This is a genomic window from Yersinia sp. 2553 StPb PI (assembly GCF_052217105.1).
Taxonomy (GTDB): domain Bacteria; phylum Pseudomonadota; class Gammaproteobacteria; order Enterobacterales; family Enterobacteriaceae; genus Yersinia; species Yersinia enterocolitica_E.
Genome location: NZ_JAZGPX010000002.1, coordinates 152,922 through 168,982 on the forward strand (window position 1 = coordinate 152,922; position 16,061 = coordinate 168,982).

The window sequence follows — 16,061 nt, forward strand, 5'->3', positions numbered from 1 at the left end:
AAAATAAAGAATTGTTGGGGTAAAGGCGGGATTTGCTACGAAAGGAATTATTTCGATGAGTATTAAATCATTGGGTGCTGATGGCTGGATGGTTGATCTTCGCCCCCAAGGCAGGGATGGGAAGCGAGTTAGAAAAAAATTCCCCACTAAAGCTGAGGCTCAACATTTTGAACGATGGGTTATAGCGACGCAAAATAATAAAGATTGGATCGAGAAGCCTACAGACCGTCGACGCCTTTCTGAACTAATAGAGCTATGGTGGACTCATCACGGACAAACTTTAACTGATGGCGTCAGCACAAAGCGAAAGTTAGTCGCCATTGATAAGCTGATGGGTTATCCCACCGCCGACCAAATAACGCCAGCTACCTTTTCCGACTATCGAGCAATGCGGTTAGAGGCAGGCAAAACAGCAAATACAATAAACCATGACCAAGATTGGTTAAGTGGTGTTTTTGGTGCCTTAATTCGGTTGGGTTTTTATCATGGAGACAATCCACTATCGAATTTTAAAAAGCTAAAAATGAAAACATCAGAAATGGGTTTTCTACATATAAATCAAATAAATGAATTACTTGATCTGTTGAGTGGCGACAGCCTTCTAGTTACTAAAGTTTGTCTGGCAACAGGAGGCCGATGGAGTGAGATTGCAAACCTCAAACGTGAATATGTCTCTAATAGCAGAATTACTTTTACCATAACTAAAAGCGGTAGTAATCGAACCGTTCCTATTTCAAAAGAGTTATTTGCAGAGATAACCAAGGGAACCCAGCGGTTATTATTTCCATCTACTGATTATGAAACTGTCCGCGGTCTTATCAAGCAAGTCGCGCCGGATTTACCAAAAGGGCAGGCGGTACACGTATTACGCCATACCTTCGCCAGTCACTTCATGATGAATGGCGGCAACATCCTTGCGTTGCAGAAGATTCTAGGCCATAGCACCATAAATCAAACGATGGTTTATGCCCATTTTTCCCCGGATCATTTGCGTGATGCTGTTACATTCAATCCGCTTAACAATTATAAATCATCAAAAATCACTGAACCCGTAGCTGTCGTGGTCAATGATCCACAAAATGACCACGTAGGGTTGATTTAGGTACTGTTTGATTGTTTTTAAAGCGCCATTAATGCGCTGATTTTAATTAACTTATTGATTTAATTAATGTAATAAAAGGAGCTTCGGCTCCCTTTTTCATCTCTGCTATTTAGTGGTCGATAAATTTGATAACGATCACACTTCTCTATATTTATAAGTAAATCTTATCATTTCCATTTAAGAACTCATCCGATGTGTCGATAGATAAACCCATAACGCCGAACTAATTATCTGGATTATCTTTCGACAAGGAGTTGGCATGAGTGGACCTGTCAGTTTGATTGGGCCTACTGCATTAGTAGGTTTAATGAGTCAAGTGAACCCATCGGAACTGCCAAAGAGGGATGTCACCACCGCGGACAAGCCTTCAGTGGGACAACCGACTCATCATACAGCAGCAACGCTGGCAGGTAATGAGCTTTGTTACAGTATGCAAGCTAACGTTAGCCTGACACGAAGTAACGGATCTGCGACGGGGAGTGAGCATGTTGCGATATCAAATGGACAAGGATCACAGCAAGGGGACTATTCATTAGCATTACTCGCTAAAGATGTTTACGCTCCTGCTGCTGGGAGCATCGGCGGGTTTACACGTTTGAGTGATGGTGAGTTACTGGCTGCGGGAATAGATCCGGCGAGTTTATTTAATAGTGCTTCAGGATTTCAGGCTGGGATTTATCATGATAATCAGCAGTATGTTTTATCCTTTGCCGGTACTAATGATGTAAATGATTGGCTAAGTAACATCCGGCAAGCCACTGGCTACGATGATGTACAGTATAATCAAGCCGTTGCTGTAGGGAAAACAGCAAAAATGGCATTTGGTGATGCGCTGGTGATTACCGGGCACTCATTGGGGGGCGGTTTGGCGGCGACCGCAGCATTAGCGAGTGGAACATTTGCGGTGACATTTAATGCCGCGGGTGTTTCAGACCATACCATAAATCGCCTTGGTATGGACCCCACTCAAGCACGGATTTCAGCAGGAAACGGTGGTGTGCGCTGCTATAGCGAACAATATGATTTGCTGACAGATGCACAGGAATCTACGTGGTTAATTCCTGATGCGGTAGGCCATAAAATCACTCTGACAAATAGTGACAAACTCACAGGGATAGATGATTGGCTGCCACATAAGCACCTTGAACGCCGCTTATCGGCACACAGTATTGATAAAGTGATCAGCTCAATGAGTGAACAACAACCTTGGGAGCGGCAGTATGCCTGAATCGACACTGGCAATGAGGGTGAGGCGCCATTTGCGTTATGCCATCTACGGTGTTTTGATGCCATTAATAAGTTTTGAGGGGCAGGCGATGACAGATATTAATACAGCTTTTACTGATCCGACTGTAATACCGATCGCTGATGCGATTGTCCACGGAGATGTAAAACAGATCCATCAGTTAGCAAATGAAAAGTTGTTGCAGCAGCAAGGTGATCGGTCGCTAACCCTGATGCAGTGGGCTATTCTCAACCAACAGCCAGAAAGTTTAGCGGCGTTGCTGCAAGAGCATGCTGATCCATTTCAGTCGGGCATGCAGGGTGATACCGCCTGGCATACGGCGGCTAGTGTGCAAGATGCGCATTACCTGCAAATTTTACTTGAAGGTCGTATGAAACCTAATGCGCGCAATAGTGTGACACTGGCGACGCCATTGGCTGCGGCTGTTATGGCGGGGCGCGGAGTTCAGGTTATCCTGCTGTTAGTTGCTGGGGTCGATCCGAATATGGCTGATCGGATGGGGGATACACCACTGCATTTAGCGGGCAAAACCAATGCGCCAGATCTGGCATTGCGGCTATTAAAAGCCGGTGCTGATCCTGAATTACGCAACAAGCAGGGGGCGACCTTTCAACAATATTTTGCCATGACGCCTTTGAATATTCAAAGTGCTGAAATGCAACAAAAACACCAGCAATTGAATACCTGGCTGCGCGGGAAGAAACTCGCTGAGATTTATCAGCAGTAGCAGAATATTAGCCGGATAGGCTAAAACGCAACTTGAGTGCGAAATACAGTAAGGTTGTCGCCATCGTGCTGATAATAAAAAAGCCGCTATTGTAAGCGGCTTCTTCGCAAGAATGCTAAATCAATCAGCACTCTTGGTATCAGGTTTTTCCTTTGGCTTACGCCGCTTACCAACATTTTTGGCATCGCGGTGACGTACCTTAACCTTTACCTTCTCTTTGCTGGCTTCTTTTAGCTCTTTACGCTTTGCTAAAACCTTTTTAGAAGGCTTACCGGTGGTTTTTTCGCTTGGTGCCTTACTGGTCGGGCGTAATTCATCAATAACCCGTGGCTTCAATGGTTCGTTCAGATAACGGCCAATTTTACCCAGCAATAGATGGTCATGCGCTTCAACTAATGAGATAGCAACACCTTTGCGCCCGGCGCGGCCAGTACGGCCAATACGGTGCAGATAGACGTCAGATGTCAGCGGCAGATCAAAGTTGAATACATGACTGATATCGTCGATGTCGAGGCCGCGTGAAGCCACATCAGTGGCAACCAGAACGTTAACCCGGCCATCGCCTAAACGAATAACGGCTTCGGTGCGCTTCGCCTGAACCATTTCACCTTCGAGGAACCAGGCGTTAATTCCGGCCTCACGTAGCCAACTGACCAGTTGGTGTACCTTTTCACGGGTTCTGACGAAAATGATGGATTTCTGCACTTCCGGTTGCTTGAGCAGATGCACTAGCAGCGCGGTTTTGTGTTCGATATTGTCAGCACGATAGTACCATTGCTGAATTTTTTTACGTTCGCGACGAGATGGATCGGCTTCCAACTCTACCGGCTCATTCAGGATGCGTTCCGCAAACTCACGGATAGCTTCACCTTCAAGCGTGGCGGAGAACAGTAAGGTTTGTTTACGCCAGCGAGTCTCTGCGGCGATGGTTTCAATGTCCTGCGCAAAGCCCATATCCAGCATACGGTCGGCTTCATCCAGAATCAGGGTTTCTACTGCCCGACAGTCAAAGTTCTCTTCTTTGATGTATTGCAACAAGCGGCCAGTGGTCGCAACAACGATATCCTGATTTTCACTAAACACTTCCGCGTGGTTCATATAAGCCACACCGCCGGTGATCGTGGCGATATCCAGTTGTGTATGCTTGGCCAATTCACGGGCTTGATCCGCAACTTGCATGGCTAATTCACGGGTTGGCGTCAGGATCAGTATCCGTGGCGGGCCAGATTTTTTGCGTGGGAAATCGAGCAAATGCTGCAAGGCAGGCAGCAAAAAGGCGGCAGTTTTGCCAGTACCTGTTGGAGCCGAACCCAATACATCGCGCCCATCCATAGCTGGCGGAATAGCCGCAGCTTGAATGGCGGTAGGGCGCTCATAGCCTTTGTCGCGCAGTGCGTCAATCAGGCGTTCATCGAGATCGAGTTCGGAAAAATTGGTTACAGTCATGGTCTTCCTCTACTTGGGGCGCCGATTATAGACGGGTTAGCCGAATTCTTCACCTGTTTAAGCTGTAATGATGTCTTTTCCCTTCAATCATATTGTCCTATGCTACGCCGGTTATGGATTCTGGTGACTAATGTGGGCGAACAATTGAAAAAAAAACCGGTGTTACGTGGTGGTGGTTTCACTTTTAAACAATTCTTTGTGGCACATGATTGCTGTGCGATGAAGGTAGGCACTGATGGTGTTCTACTTGGGGCTTGGGTGCCGGTGGAAAAAGCCCGTAAAGTGCTGGATATCGGTTGTGGCAGTGGACTTATTGCTCTAATGATTGCTCAACGTTCAACATCTGAGGTATTGATTGATGGCGTTGAACTGGAGCCAGAAGCCGCACGGCAGGCAAGCAGCAATGCGGCGTCATCTCCCTGGGCTGAGCGGGTTCGTATTTATCAGCAGGACGTGCACCAGTTTGCTGAAAACCACCCTCATCAGTATGATCTGATTGTCAGCAATCCACCTTATTTTGCTCCGGCGGTCGCCTGCCGGGATGAGGCCCGCGATACTGCGCGTTACACCGGCTCCTTAACGCATGATGCTTTACTAAACTGTGCTGAGAAGCTTATCACACCGAGCGGTGCGTTTTGTGTGGTTTTACCTCATGACTTGGGAATTGAACTCTCCCGCCTTGCTATTCAACAAAACTGGTTCGTTCACTGCCAAGTAGACATCAGGGATCGTCCTGGTAAGCCGCTAAATAGAATGTTATTGACGTTATCGCGCCAGACGGGAGAGACGGAGTATCAGCATTTAGCTTTGCGTCAATCTGAAGGGGTCTATTCCCCTGAATTTTGTCAGTTGATCAGCGAGTTTTATCTCAACTATTAGTTATCGTGATAAGTGGTTGTAGTGATAAGTCAAAAATCAGGATAAGCAGGGCGCGATAGTGAAACGCGCCCTGAAAAGCTATTATGGATGGAGAATGGTAGGCTGTGGATTCTCTATTTGATCAGGATAATCAAGCGTATAATGCAAACCACGGCTCTCTTTTCGCTCCATGGCACAGCGCACGATTAACTCAGCGACCTGCACGAGGTTACGTAATTCCAGCAGATTATTGGAGATACGGAAGTTGGCATAATATTCATCAATCTCCTGCTGTAATGTGTTGATACGGCGTAAAGCGCGCTCTAAGCGTTTGGTGGTGCGCACAATACCGACGTAATCCCACATGAATAAACGCAGTTCATGCCAGTTATGCTGAATGACGACACGTTCATCAGAGTTATCAACACGGCTTTCGTCCCAGTCTGGCAAATGTTTCGCCAATTTGGCATGTGGCAAGCGCATAAGAATATCTTCAGCGGCAGACCAGCCATACACCAGGCACTCGAGTAGAGAGTTAGAAGCCATGCGGTTAGCGCCATGCAAGCCGGTATAGCTGACTTCGCCAATCGCATATAAACCATCCAGGTCAGTACGCCCATGTTGGTCTACCATTACACCGCCACAGGTATAGTGAGCAGCAGGTACGATAGGAATGGCTTCTTTGGTCAGATCGATACCGAGCGACAGTAGTTTTTCGTAGATCATCGGGAAGTGTTGCATCACGAAATCAGTCGGTTTATGACTGATATCCAGATACATACAATCAGCACCAAGGCGCTTCATCTCATGGTCTATGGCGCGGGCGACGATATCACGCGGGGCCAACTCCCCTCGGGGGTCAAAATCAAGCATAAAGCGGCTGCCGTCAGGGCGCTTAAGGTAAGCACCTTCGCCACGTAATGCTTCGGTCAGTAAGAAGTTACGCGCTTGCGGATGGAACAAGCAGGTAGGATGAAATTGGTTAAATTCTAAATTAGCGACACGACACCCAGCACGCCATGCCATGGCGATACCATCGCCAGAAGAGATATCGGGGTTAGTGGTATATTGGTAAACTTTGGCGGCACCACCGGTAGCTAAAACGACCGCTTTAGCCCGAAAAGTTTCAACTTTCTCAAGCTCCCGGTTCCAGATATAAGCGCCGACCACACGTTTAGTGCCCGTCAGACCAATTTTATTGGACGTGATAAGATCGACAGCATTACAGCGTTCTTTCACTAAAATGTTAGGGTGGGTCCTTGCTTTACCTACCAGGGTAGTTTCTACTTCTTTACCTGTAGCATCAGCAGTATGCAGTATACGGCGATGGCTATGGCCGCCTTCACGGGTAAGGTGATAACGTTCTTCGCCGCTGGCATTGGTTTCGGTATCAAACAGGACGCCTTGATCAATAAGCCATTGCACGCAAGAGCGGGCGTTACTGGCAATAAACTCTACGGCGTCTTTGTCACAAAGCCCGGCCCCAGCAATCAGGGTGTCATCGACATGTGAACTAATGCTGTCAGTTTCATCAAAAACGGCAGCAATACCTCCCTGAGCATAAAAAGTGGCACCTTCATTAAGTGGCCCTTTGCTGAGAACAGTTACTTTACAATGTGGCGCCAGGCGTAAAGCCAATGACAAACCGGCAGCGCCACTCCCGATGATCAATACATCGCTAACGTGTTCAGATGATGATTGCATATCGTATGATGTGTGCAGAAGAAGAGTGAAATTCATGTTAGCCTATCTGCCAGAGCAAAAGCTATGGCTATAAGATGTCTAAAGAATATTCAGACAAATAATCTGGCAACATGGAACTTTGCAATTTTTATAAACTCCAAGCGTGTGCTTGCTCAGGAAAATAAAGATATGGCTGGCAGTACTACTTTTAGCGTGAGGATAGATTTCGGGAGAGTTCACCTCGGATGAGCGAGCAGTTAACGGATCAGATGCTGGTTGAACGGGTCCAGAAAGGTGATCAGCAATCGTTCAATTTACTGGTAATTCGATACCAGCATAAGGTTGCGAGCCTTGTATCCCGCTATGTGCCTCAGGGTGATGTCCCTGATGTAGTTCAGGAATCTTTTATCAAAGCTTATCGTGCATTGGAGTCATTTCGTGGCGATAGCGCTTTCTATACGTGGCTTTACCGTATTGCTGTGAATACAGCAAAAAATTACTTAGTTGCTCAGGGGCGGCGCCCACCATCCAGTGATGTGGATGCAAATGATGCTGAAAATTACGAAAATGCGGGTGCATTGAAAGAAATATCGAACCCTGAGAACTTAATGTTGTCTGAAGAATTGAGGCAGATAGTTTTTAAAACCATAGAGTCACTTCCTGAAGATCTGCGGATGGCAATTACACTCAGGGAGTTAGATGGTCTAAGCTATGAAGAGATAGCTGTGATTATGGACTGTCCGGTCGGTACTGTTCGTTCCCGTATCTTCCGTGCCAGAGAGGCTATCGATAATAAAGTTCAGCCGCTAATTCAGCGATAAGCGGACACATAAAGGGTATTTGGCATGCAGAAAGAAAAGCTTTCCGCTCTGATGGACGGAGAAACTCTCGATAGTGAGCTGCTTGGTTCTTTATCGAAAGATAAAGCATTGCAGCAAAGCTGGCAGAGCTACCATTTAATCCGTGATACCCTGCGGGGGGATGTTGGTGAAGTCTTGCATCTGGATATCGCCAGCCGAGTCGCAGAGGCACTCAAAAACGAGCCTGCTCGTTTTGTACCTATTGCTGTGCCTGAATCTCAGCCACAACCTCATGTCTGGCAGAAAATGCCTTTCTGGCAAAAAGTTCGCCCATGGGCCAGCCAGATTACTCAGGTTGGGGTTGCCGCGTGTGTTTCTCTAGCGGTAATTGTTGGGGTTCAACAATACAACCAGCCCGAATCAGGTAATTTGCAACCAGAATCACCTGCATTTAATACCTTACCGATGATGGGTAAAGCCTCGCCAGTAAGTTTTGGTGTGCCTGCTGATGGTTCTTTCGGAACGTCTCAACAGCATCAGGTTCAGGAGCAACGTCGGCGAGTCAATATGATGACTCAATTGCAAGATTTTGAATTGCAACGCCGCTTGCCACAAACTGACGTGTTGCAGCAGCCTTCAACATCGACACAAGCCGCTATTCAGGTTCCCGGAACTCAGTCCTTAGGAATGCAGCAGCAGTAATGAAGCAACTTTGGTTCTCCGTCTGTTTAATGACGGGCAGCCTGTTCATGCCAACAATTGCTTCGGCGGAAACGACGCCGATAGCAATGTTGCAGGAAATGAGCAGTGCCAGCCAGTCGCTCAACTATGAGCTATCCTACATTAATGTTAATAAGCAAGGGATTGATTCTCTTCGCTATCGACATGCTATTTTAGATAAAAAAACCTTTGCGCAATTGCTGCGTATGGATGGCCCACGTACTGAGATCTTACAGCGTGGTAATGAAATAAGTTATTTCGAACCTGGTTTCGATGCTTTCACTCTGGCGGGTGAACATATAGTCGATGCATTGCCGTCTATCGTATTCCCCGATTTTGAAAAGCTGTCACAATACTATAACTATATTGCACTTGGCCGTGCCCGTATTGCAGACCGACCATGTCAGGTTATTCGGGTAGTCGCCCGTGACAGTACCCGATACAGCTATATTATTTGGATGGATGAAACGAGCAAACTCCCAATGCGGGTAGATTTGTTAGATCGTGATGGTGAAACACTTGAGCAATTTCGTGTGATTTCTTTTGCTATCGGTGAACCTATTCAGGATATTTTGCAAGGTCTGGTAAAGCTCTCTTTACCGCCATTACTTGCATTACCTGCTAAAACCAAGGTTGATTTTATCTGGGCCCCACGTTGGTTGCCGGAAGGTGTTTCCGAGATTTCACGCAGTCGCCGTACATTACCGAATATGGAGGCACCAACAGAATCACGATTATATTCTGATGGGTTATTCAGTTTTTCAGTAAATATAAATCCGGCGGGTAAAGATGCGCCTTCAGAGCAATCCTTACGTCAAGGTCGTAGAACTGTGCATACTGAAGCTCGTAATAATGTTGAAATTACCATAGTTGGCGAGCTTCCGCCTACAACTGCAAAACGTATCGCTGACAGTATTGTTTTGGAATCAACAAAATGATGAAAGAATGGGCTACAGTTATTTCGTGGCAAAATGGTGTTGCTCTATTGCGTTGTGAACCACAGTCTGGTTGTGGGAGTTGCAATGCGCGCACTGGATGCGGTAGTCATTTATTAAATGAATTGGGGCCGGAGTCGGAGCATCAATTACAAATAGCTATCTCGCAACCGCTTGAACCTGGCCAAAAGGTTGAAGTCGGTATTAGTGAGGGGAGTTTATTACGTTCTGCTTCTTTGGTTTATCTAACGCCTTTAGCCGGATTGATTGCGGGTGGCGGTTTATTTCAGGCTTTATTTGTCACCGATGCTTTTACTGCTCTAGGCGCTATTTTAGGTGCGGGGCTAGGTTTTTTGCTCGCCAGAACATTAGCCAGCAGAGTTGAAGGACAGAGTGACTATCAACCAATGATTCTACAGATTGGTTTACCCCCAACGACTATACGAATTCAGTAACAGAATAATTCCTTTCCTCTTACCCATGATAGGCCGGAATACGGTTCTGTATCATATGTTCAACTAAAGCAATAAAAAGATCGGCACTGATAAGCGCTGAGTAATCTACTGAGAAAAGTATGTTACCTTTAGCATCAAATAAGCGTATTTTATCATGATCTTTCTCGCGTAACGTCTCGACACGCAGGATGTCTTCAATGCTGATAATACCGTCTGTTGTAATTAATGAGTGTGCACTAAGTGAAAGTGGAGTTGTATCTATCTGAACATTTTTCACCATGATTACATTTAAAAGACCATGGTATATGAGTGATTTTAGCCAGTTGTCATTCTTTTTAATTACATCAAATACAATTTTTTTCCCTCGGGATAAAGAGTTTAAACTTACTATCCCGACATGCATGACTTGTTGATGGATTATTGTGTTTATCAGCGGGTAAGCATTAGTTATATTATTAATTATAATATTCCATGGCTGCAGTTTAGAGGTGCGAAATGCCATTGTGTTAATTTTGCCATTAGGGTTTACTCCTGTATGGTATTTATGAATGTATTGTATTTTATTAAATGTAATAAAATAGACATTTCCACTGTGATGATTGAAGACCCGTACTCCTTTCTCATAAAGAAAGTAGGTAAACATTGGATTACAGTGTAAGCGCAAATACAGGAAGGTACTCAGCGAGATAGCTGCAATAGCGACACATAAGATCGAAAGAATTGATGGGGTTGAAAAAATAGATGTCGCTATTGATAAGGTAATTATTATAAAACTAAATACTAATATAAGTATTATTGCGACGATAGTGGCTCTGGAGTTATTTTTTCTAAACTCATGGCGGCTCAGTATTTTTCCTTCATCAATCATAATATTCTCCATATGGCCGCCAAGAGGATATTTCACTTGGTTGTTATAAAGTCACATGAATACTTTAAATTATTATCCAACAGGGTAAATGAGCATTTTCCGAAAATGAATTAATCATCAGTTCGACAAAATAGAAATATGTGCACCCCTAAATTAGGCGGGTAGGGTATCTATCGTGCTGATTATAATCAGTTAAATAATAGACACTAGCGCGCTTTATAAGCGATAGGCACAATAAAGTTATTGGTATTAAACTATTTTTACCGGGATATCAGCACGGAACAGCGCTAAGAGTATGTACTATCAATAGCGATGTAAGGTAAGGCGTTGATACATTTTTACAGGATAAATCAGCTAACAAGCTAAGTGTGATGCCTTTCACGAGGCAGACTTACAGTGTAAGATGCGTGCATATTTATGTGGGTAGTTTTGGGTTTGAGTCCATCGCTGTGTCCACCAATAATTAATTAAAGACAACGACTAGAGAAAAATTCATATAAATGAAGCACATAAGAAACTTTTCTATTATTGCCCATATTGACCACGGTAAGTCGACACTGTCGGACCGTATTATTCAGATTTGTGGCGGATTATCTGAGCGTGAAATGGCCGCTCAAGTACTGGATTCTATGGATCTGGAGCGTGAGCGTGGTATTACCATCAAGGCACAGAGTGTGACGCTTGATTACCATGCTAAAGATGGTCAAACCTATCAGCTCAATTTTATCGATACCCCTGGTCACGTTGACTTCTCTTATGAAGTTTCCCGCTCCTTAGCGGCTTGTGAAGGGGCGTTGCTGGTTGTTGACGCAGGGCAAGGCGTTGAAGCACAAACGCTGGCGAACTGCTACACCGCGATGGAAATGAATCTGGAAGTGGTTCCTGTTTTAAATAAAATCGACCTGCCGGCTGCTGACCCTGAGCGTGTTGCGGAAGAAATTGAAGACATCGTGGGCATTGATGCGACTGATGCGGTACGTTGCTCAGCGAAAACTGGTGTAGGTGTACCCGATATCCTTGAGCGTTTGGTGCGTGATATTCCGCCGCCAGAGGGTGATCCTGATGGTCCATTGCAAGCGCTAATTATCGATTCCTGGTTTGATAATTATCTGGGTGTTGTATCGTTAATTCGTATTAAAAATGGCTCATTGCGTAAAGGCGATAAGGTTAAAGTAATGAGTACCGGGCAGAGTTATAATGCTGAGCGCCTCGGTATTTTTACACCAAAACGTATAGATCGCGATATGTTGAACTGCGGTGAGGTTGGCTGGTTGGTGTGTGCGATAAAAGACATTTTAGGCGCACCGGTCGGCGACACATTGACTCTGACCCGTAACCCGGCGGAGAAGTCATTACCTGGCTTTAAGAAAGTAAAACCACAGGTTTATGCAGGTCTGTTCCCTATTAGTTCAGACGATTATGAAGCTTTCCGTGATGCACTGGGCAAGTTGAGTCTTAATGACGCCTCTTTGTTCTACGAACCAGAAAGCTCCACCGCATTGGGCTTTGGTTTCCGCTGTGGCTTCCTTGGCTTACTGCACATGGAGATCATTCAGGAGCGTCTGGAGCGTGAGTACGATCTGGAGTTGATCACCACCGCACCGACGGTCGTATATGAAGTGATCACCACCAGTCAGGAAACTGTTTACGTTGATAGCCCATCCAAGCTGCCTGCGTTGAACAACATCGAAGAGCTACGCGAGCCAATTGCTGAGTGTCATATGCTGTTGCCGCAGGAATACCTGGGTAACGTCATCACGTTGTGTATTGAAAAACGTGGTATGCAGACCAACATGGTTTACCACGGTAACCAAGTGGCGCTGACGTATGAAATTCCGATGGCTGAAGTGGTGCTCGATTTCTTCGATCGCCTGAAGTCGACATCCCGTGGCTACGCCTCGCTGGATTACAATTTCAAACGTTTCCAGACCTCTGACATGGTGCGTGTTGATGTGTTAATCAACAACGAGCGTGTAGATGCGCTGGCGCTTATTACCCATCGTGATAATGCGCAATACCGTGGCCGTGATCTGGTTGAGAAAATGAAAGAATTGATCCCGCGCCAGCAATTTGATATTGCAATTCAGGCTGCTATCGGTAACCACATCATTGCCCGTTCTACTGTGAAACAGTTACGTAAAAACGTACTGGCGAAGTGTTATGGCGGTGACGTTAGCCGTAAGAAGAAACTTTTGCAGAAACAGAAAGACGGTAAAAAACGTATGAAACAGGTCGGTAACGTTGAATTACCGCAAGAGGCTTTCCTGGCTATTCTGCACGTTGGAAAAGACAGTAAATAAGGAGTTTTGATGGCTAACATGTTTGCCTTGATTTTAGCGATAGCAACACTGCTGACAGGGATTATCTGGTGCTTCGAGCGGTTTAAATGGGGACCGGCTCGCCAGGCAAAAATTGCGGCAGTTAATGCGCAAACTGCGGCGATCAAGGCACAAACGGGTTGTGCTGTAGATAATAAGACTTTAGCACAGGCGGCAAGGCAGCCTGGCTGGATAGAGACTTGTGCTTCAGTCTTCCCGGTGTTAGCTCTGGTATTTATCGTTCGTTCGTTTATTTACGAACCGTTCCAGATCCCTTCTGGTTCGATGATGCCAACGCTATTGATCGGTGACTTCATTCTGGTTGAGAAGTTTGCTTATGGTATTAAAGATCCCATCACGCAAACTACGCTGATCCCTACGGGACATCCAAAACGTGGTGATATCGCGGTATTTAAATATCCGCTCGATCCGCGTTTGGACTATATCAAACGTGTAGTGGGCTTGCCGGGTGACCGCGTTAGCTATAATCCAATCAGCAAGGAAGTGACGGTGCAGCCTGCATGTAATACCGGTACTTCTTGTGATAGTGCGTTGCCAATTACTTACAGTGCATCTGAGCCAAGCGATTTTGTGCAGACATTCCGCTATAGCGGCAATGGCGAGGCTTCTGCTGGCTTCTTCCAAATCCCGACAAATCAGGCAGTGCCTGATGGTGGTGTACGTTTGCGTGAGCGCACCGAAACTCTTGGACCGGTGGCACACCATATTCTGACCGTCCCTGGGCGTCAGGAGCAGATAGGCGCTTATTATCAACAACCTAACCAGCCTTTAGGGGTTTGGGTGGTGCCGGAAGGTCATTATTTTATGATGGGCGACAACCGGGATAACAGTGCAGATAGCCGCTTCTGGGGGTTTGTGCCGGAACGTAATCTAGTTGGCAAGGCCACTGCTATTTGGATGAGTTTTGAAAAGCAAGAAGGTGAATGGCCAACGGGTGTTCGTTTAAGTCGAATTGGTGGAATTCATTAGTATCGGCTATACCCAGATGGTGGAGTTGCAGCCAGGTAGCAAACGAGCACATCCCGATGAACCGACAAAAGTCAGTAATTCGGGTGACAAATCTGCTGGGAGTAGATTTGAACGCCGCTAGCACTGCTGCAACTTCAAGTAAGCAGGGTATTTAAACGCAGCATTATATTTCCACTCGTTGTAGAATAACCCTTCGAGCGATAAAAGTTGGCTTCTTTATGGGAGCCACTGCAAACGAAACAGTTTTGTCCTGCAATATTGGCGGATCAGACCTGTTCCGTATGCTGTAGTTTTTGACGCATTCTTGATCTATTGGTAACTCATGAACCCCATCGTAATAAACAGGCTACAGCGGAAGCTGGGCTACACTTTTCAACAGCAGGAGCTCTTGCTGCAAGCACTGACTCATCGTAGCGCCAGTAGCAAACACAATGAGCGTTTGGAGTTCCTGGGTGACTCTATATTAAGTTTCGTTGTTGCCAATGAGCTGTATCGTCGCTTTCCCCGTGTCGATGAAGGGGACATGAGTCGGATGCGTGCCACATTGGTTAGAGGAAATACACTCGCTGAAATGGCCCGTGAATTTGACCTCGGTGAATGTTTACGCCTTGGGCCGGGTGAATTGAAAAGTGGTGGTTTCCGCCGTGAATCAATTTTGGCAGATACCGTCGAAGCCTTAATTGGCGGTATATTCCTCGATAGCGATATTCATATGATTGAACGGCTGATTCTCGACTGGTATCGCAGTCGGTTGGAAGAAATCAGCCCAGGTGATAAGCAGAAAGACCCGAAAACGCGCTTGCAAGAATATTTGCAAGGCCGTCATCTGCCATTGCCCTCTTATCTGGTTGTGCAGGTTCGCGGAGAAGCACATGACCAGGAATTTACTATCCACTGCCAGGTGAGTGGCTTGAATGAACCGGTAATAGGTACCGGCTCAAGTCGCCGTAAAGCTGAGCAGGCGGCAGCGGAACAAGCGCTGAAACAGTTGGAGCTTGAATGAGCGAAGTAGAAAAAACGTATTGTGGTTTTATTGCAATTGTAGGTCGCCCGAATGTGGGTAAATCTACTTTGCTAAATGAACTGTTGGGGCAAAAAGTCTCCATCACTTCACGTAAACCACAAACCACACGCCACCGTATTATGGGGATCCATACTGAAGGGCCTTATCAGGCCATTTATGTTGATACCCCGGGACTGCATATTGAAGAAAAACGCGCGATTAACCGCTTAATGAATCGCGCGGCAAGCAGCTCTCTCGGTGATGTGGAATTAGTGATTTTTGTAGTCGAAGGCACCAATTGGACTGCCGACGATGAAATGGTTGTTAATAAGCTGCGCAGTTTACAATGCCCGGTATTATTGGCGATCAACAAAGTTGATAACGTAACAGACAAAACCAAGCTGTTGCCCCATATTCAGTTCTTAAGTAAGCAGATGAATTTCCTGGACGTCGTACCAATCTCTGCCGAGAAAGGGATGAACGTGGATACCATCGCTGGCATCGTGCGCAAGCTTATGCCGGAAGCGGGTCATCATTTCCCGGAAGATTATATCACTGACCGCTCTCAGCGTTTTATGGCGTCAGAAATCATTCGCGAAAAGTTGATGCGCTTCTTGGGTGAGGAATTACCTTACTCAGTCACAGTTGAAATTGAACAGTTTGTCCCAAATGAGCGCGGTGGTTATAACATCCATGGGCTGATTTTGGTTGAACGCGAAGGCCAGAAGAAAATGGTCATCGGTAATAAAGGTTCGAAAATCAAGACCATTGGTATTGAAGCCCGTCAGGACATGGAACAAATGTTCGAAGCAAAAGTGCATCTTGAGCTGTGGGTGAAAGTGAAATCAGGCTGGGCAGATGACGAACGTGCATTGCGCAGCTTAGGCTATACCGACGATCTGAAGTAAGA

At 46.0% G+C, this 16,061-nt stretch carries 15 protein-coding genes; 12 read left to right on the plus strand and 3 right to left on the minus strand.

The annotated features are described in order from the left end of the window. Window positions 1-55: 55 nt before the first annotated feature. The 3 genes from V2A84_RS01890 (at window position 56) to V2A84_RS01900 (ending at window position 3,075) form a co-directional block, all read left to right on the plus strand. Window positions 56-1,102, plus strand: coding sequence for a phage integrase (locus tag V2A84_RS01890; protein ID WP_442848555.1), 1,047 nt, complete (start codon window positions 56-58; stop codon window positions 1,100-1,102). A 259-nt stretch (window positions 1,103-1,361) separates the two neighbouring features. After that, window positions 1,362-2,330: a DUF2974 domain-containing protein gene (locus V2A84_RS01895; protein ID WP_083163118.1), complete on the plus strand. Its 969-nt coding sequence runs from the start codon at window positions 1,362-1,364 to the stop codon at window positions 2,328-2,330. Between the two features lie 88 nt (window positions 2,331-2,418). Beyond that, window positions 2,419-3,075 carry an ankyrin repeat domain-containing protein gene (locus V2A84_RS01900; RefSeq protein ID WP_083164120.1) on the plus strand — a complete coding sequence of 219 codons (657 nt, stop codon included), beginning with the start codon at window positions 2,419-2,421 and terminating at the stop codon, window positions 3,073-3,075. Between the two features lie 120 nt (window positions 3,076-3,195). Here the strand turns inward: V2A84_RS01900 and srmB are convergent, their stop codons facing one another. Then, window positions 3,196-4,521: an ATP-dependent RNA helicase SrmB gene (gene srmB, locus V2A84_RS01905; protein WP_005188653.1), complete on the minus strand. Its 1,326-nt coding sequence runs from the start codon at window positions 4,519-4,521 to the stop codon at window positions 3,196-3,198. 132 nt (window positions 4,522-4,653) lie between these two features. Here srmB and trmN point away from each other — a divergent pair, with 132 nt between their 5' ends. Continuing rightward, window positions 4,654-5,400, plus strand: coding sequence for a tRNA(1)(Val) (adenine(37)-N(6))-methyltransferase TrmN (gene trmN / locus V2A84_RS01910; protein WP_193784872.1), 747 nt, complete (start codon window positions 4,654-4,656; stop codon window positions 5,398-5,400). An 81-nt stretch (window positions 5,401-5,481) separates the two neighbouring features. On the opposite strand, the gene nadB is transcribed toward trmN, so the two are convergent. Next, window positions 5,482-7,083 (minus strand): L-aspartate oxidase, encoded by a 1,602-nt coding sequence (gene nadB, locus V2A84_RS01915; RefSeq protein WP_193784795.1) that lies wholly within the window; start codon window positions 7,081-7,083, stop codon window positions 5,482-5,484. A 224-nt stretch (window positions 7,084-7,307) separates the two neighbouring features. Between nadB and rpoE the strand changes: the two genes are divergently transcribed. The 4 genes from rpoE to rseC are packed head-to-tail and all read left to right on the plus strand — an operon-like array spanning window position 7,308 to window position 9,972. Further along, on the plus strand, window positions 7,308-7,883 hold the full coding sequence (rpoE, locus tag V2A84_RS01920; protein WP_005159396.1) for an RNA polymerase sigma factor RpoE: 576 nt from the start codon (window positions 7,308-7,310) through the stop codon (window positions 7,881-7,883). Between the two features lie 24 nt (window positions 7,884-7,907). Further along, a complete protein-coding gene (gene rseA / locus V2A84_RS01925; protein ID WP_083163122.1) occupies window positions 7,908-8,564 on the plus strand; it encodes an anti-sigma-E factor RseA in 657 nt (218 codons plus the stop codon). Then, window positions 8,564-9,520 carry a sigma-E factor regulatory protein RseB gene (rseB, locus tag V2A84_RS01930; protein ID WP_442848556.1) on the plus strand — a complete coding sequence of 319 codons (957 nt, stop codon included), beginning with the start codon at window positions 8,564-8,566 and terminating at the stop codon, window positions 9,518-9,520. Before rseA ends, rseB begins: the two co-directional genes overlap by 1 nt. After that, complete coding sequence (gene rseC, locus V2A84_RS01935) at window positions 9,517-9,972, plus strand: SoxR-reducing system protein RseC (protein WP_442848557.1); 456 nt, start codon at window positions 9,517-9,519, stop codon at window positions 9,970-9,972. The genes rseB and rseC overlap by 4 nt, the downstream gene beginning before the upstream one ends. Window positions 9,973-9,991: 19 nt before the next feature. Here rseC and V2A84_RS01940 read toward each other — a convergent pair whose 3' ends face one another. Next, the gene (locus tag V2A84_RS01940) at window positions 9,992-10,840 is read right to left on the minus strand and encodes a hypothetical protein (protein ID WP_083163128.1); all 849 of its coding nucleotides are present in this window, start codon (window positions 10,838-10,840) and stop codon (window positions 9,992-9,994) included. A 500-nt stretch (window positions 10,841-11,340) separates the two neighbouring features. Between V2A84_RS01940 and lepA the strand changes: the two genes are divergently transcribed. The 4 genes from lepA to era all read left to right on the plus strand — a co-directional run bounded on the left by lepA (window position 11,341) and on the right by era (window position 16,059). Further along, on the plus strand, window positions 11,341-13,140 hold the full coding sequence (gene lepA / locus V2A84_RS01945; protein ID WP_083163131.1) for a translation elongation factor 4: 1,800 nt from the start codon (window positions 11,341-11,343) through the stop codon (window positions 13,138-13,140). Between the two features lie 9 nt (window positions 13,141-13,149). Then, window positions 13,150-14,148, plus strand: a complete 999-nt coding sequence (gene lepB, locus V2A84_RS01950) for a signal peptidase I (protein WP_083163133.1) — start codon at window positions 13,150-13,152, stop codon at window positions 14,146-14,148. 322 nt (window positions 14,149-14,470) lie between these two features. Continuing rightward, a complete protein-coding gene (rnc, locus tag V2A84_RS01955) occupies window positions 14,471-15,151 on the plus strand; it encodes a ribonuclease III (protein WP_083163135.1) in 681 nt (226 codons plus the stop codon). Beyond that, window positions 15,148-16,059 (plus strand): GTPase Era, encoded by a 912-nt coding sequence (gene era / locus V2A84_RS01960; protein ID WP_083163137.1) that lies wholly within the window; start codon window positions 15,148-15,150, stop codon window positions 16,057-16,059. Before rnc ends, era begins: the two co-directional genes overlap by 4 nt. The last annotated feature ends 2 nt before the right edge of the window (window positions 16,060-16,061 follow it).

Coding starts and splice junctions, on each gene's coding strand:
- rpoE (WP_005159396.1), top strand. CDS start 7,308: ATGAGCGAGCAGTTAACGGATCAGATGCTGGTTGAACGGGTCCAGAAA.
- era (WP_083163137.1), top strand. CDS start 15,148: ATGAGCGAAGTAGAAAAAACGTATTGTGGTTTTATTGCAATTGTAGGT.
- srmB (WP_005188653.1), bottom strand. CDS start 4,521: ATGACTGTAACCAATTTTTCCGAACTCGATCTCGATGAACGCCTGATT.
- V2A84_RS01890 (WP_442848555.1), top strand. CDS start 56: ATGAGTATTAAATCATTGGGTGCTGATGGCTGGATGGTTGATCTTCGC.
- rseC (WP_442848557.1), top strand. CDS start 9,517: ATGATGAAAGAATGGGCTACAGTTATTTCGTGGCAAAATGGTGTTGCT.
- rnc (WP_083163135.1), top strand. CDS start 14,471: ATGAACCCCATCGTAATAAACAGGCTACAGCGGAAGCTGGGCTACACT.
- V2A84_RS01895 (WP_083163118.1), top strand. CDS start 1,362: ATGAGTGGACCTGTCAGTTTGATTGGGCCTACTGCATTAGTAGGTTTA.
- rseA (WP_083163122.1), top strand. CDS start 7,908: ATGCAGAAAGAAAAGCTTTCCGCTCTGATGGACGGAGAAACTCTCGAT.
- V2A84_RS01900 (WP_083164120.1), top strand. CDS start 2,419: ATGACAGATATTAATACAGCTTTTACTGATCCGACTGTAATACCGATC.
- V2A84_RS01940 (WP_083163128.1), bottom strand. CDS start 10,840: ATGATTGATGAAGGAAAAATACTGAGCCGCCATGAGTTTAGAAAAAAT.
- nadB (WP_193784795.1), bottom strand. CDS start 7,083: ATGCAATCATCATCTGAACACGTTAGCGATGTATTGATCATCGGGAGT.
- rseB (WP_442848556.1), top strand. CDS start 8,564: ATGAAGCAACTTTGGTTCTCCGTCTGTTTAATGACGGGCAGCCTGTTC.
- lepB (WP_083163133.1), top strand. CDS start 13,150: ATGGCTAACATGTTTGCCTTGATTTTAGCGATAGCAACACTGCTGACA.
- lepA (WP_083163131.1), top strand. CDS start 11,341: ATGAAGCACATAAGAAACTTTTCTATTATTGCCCATATTGACCACGGT.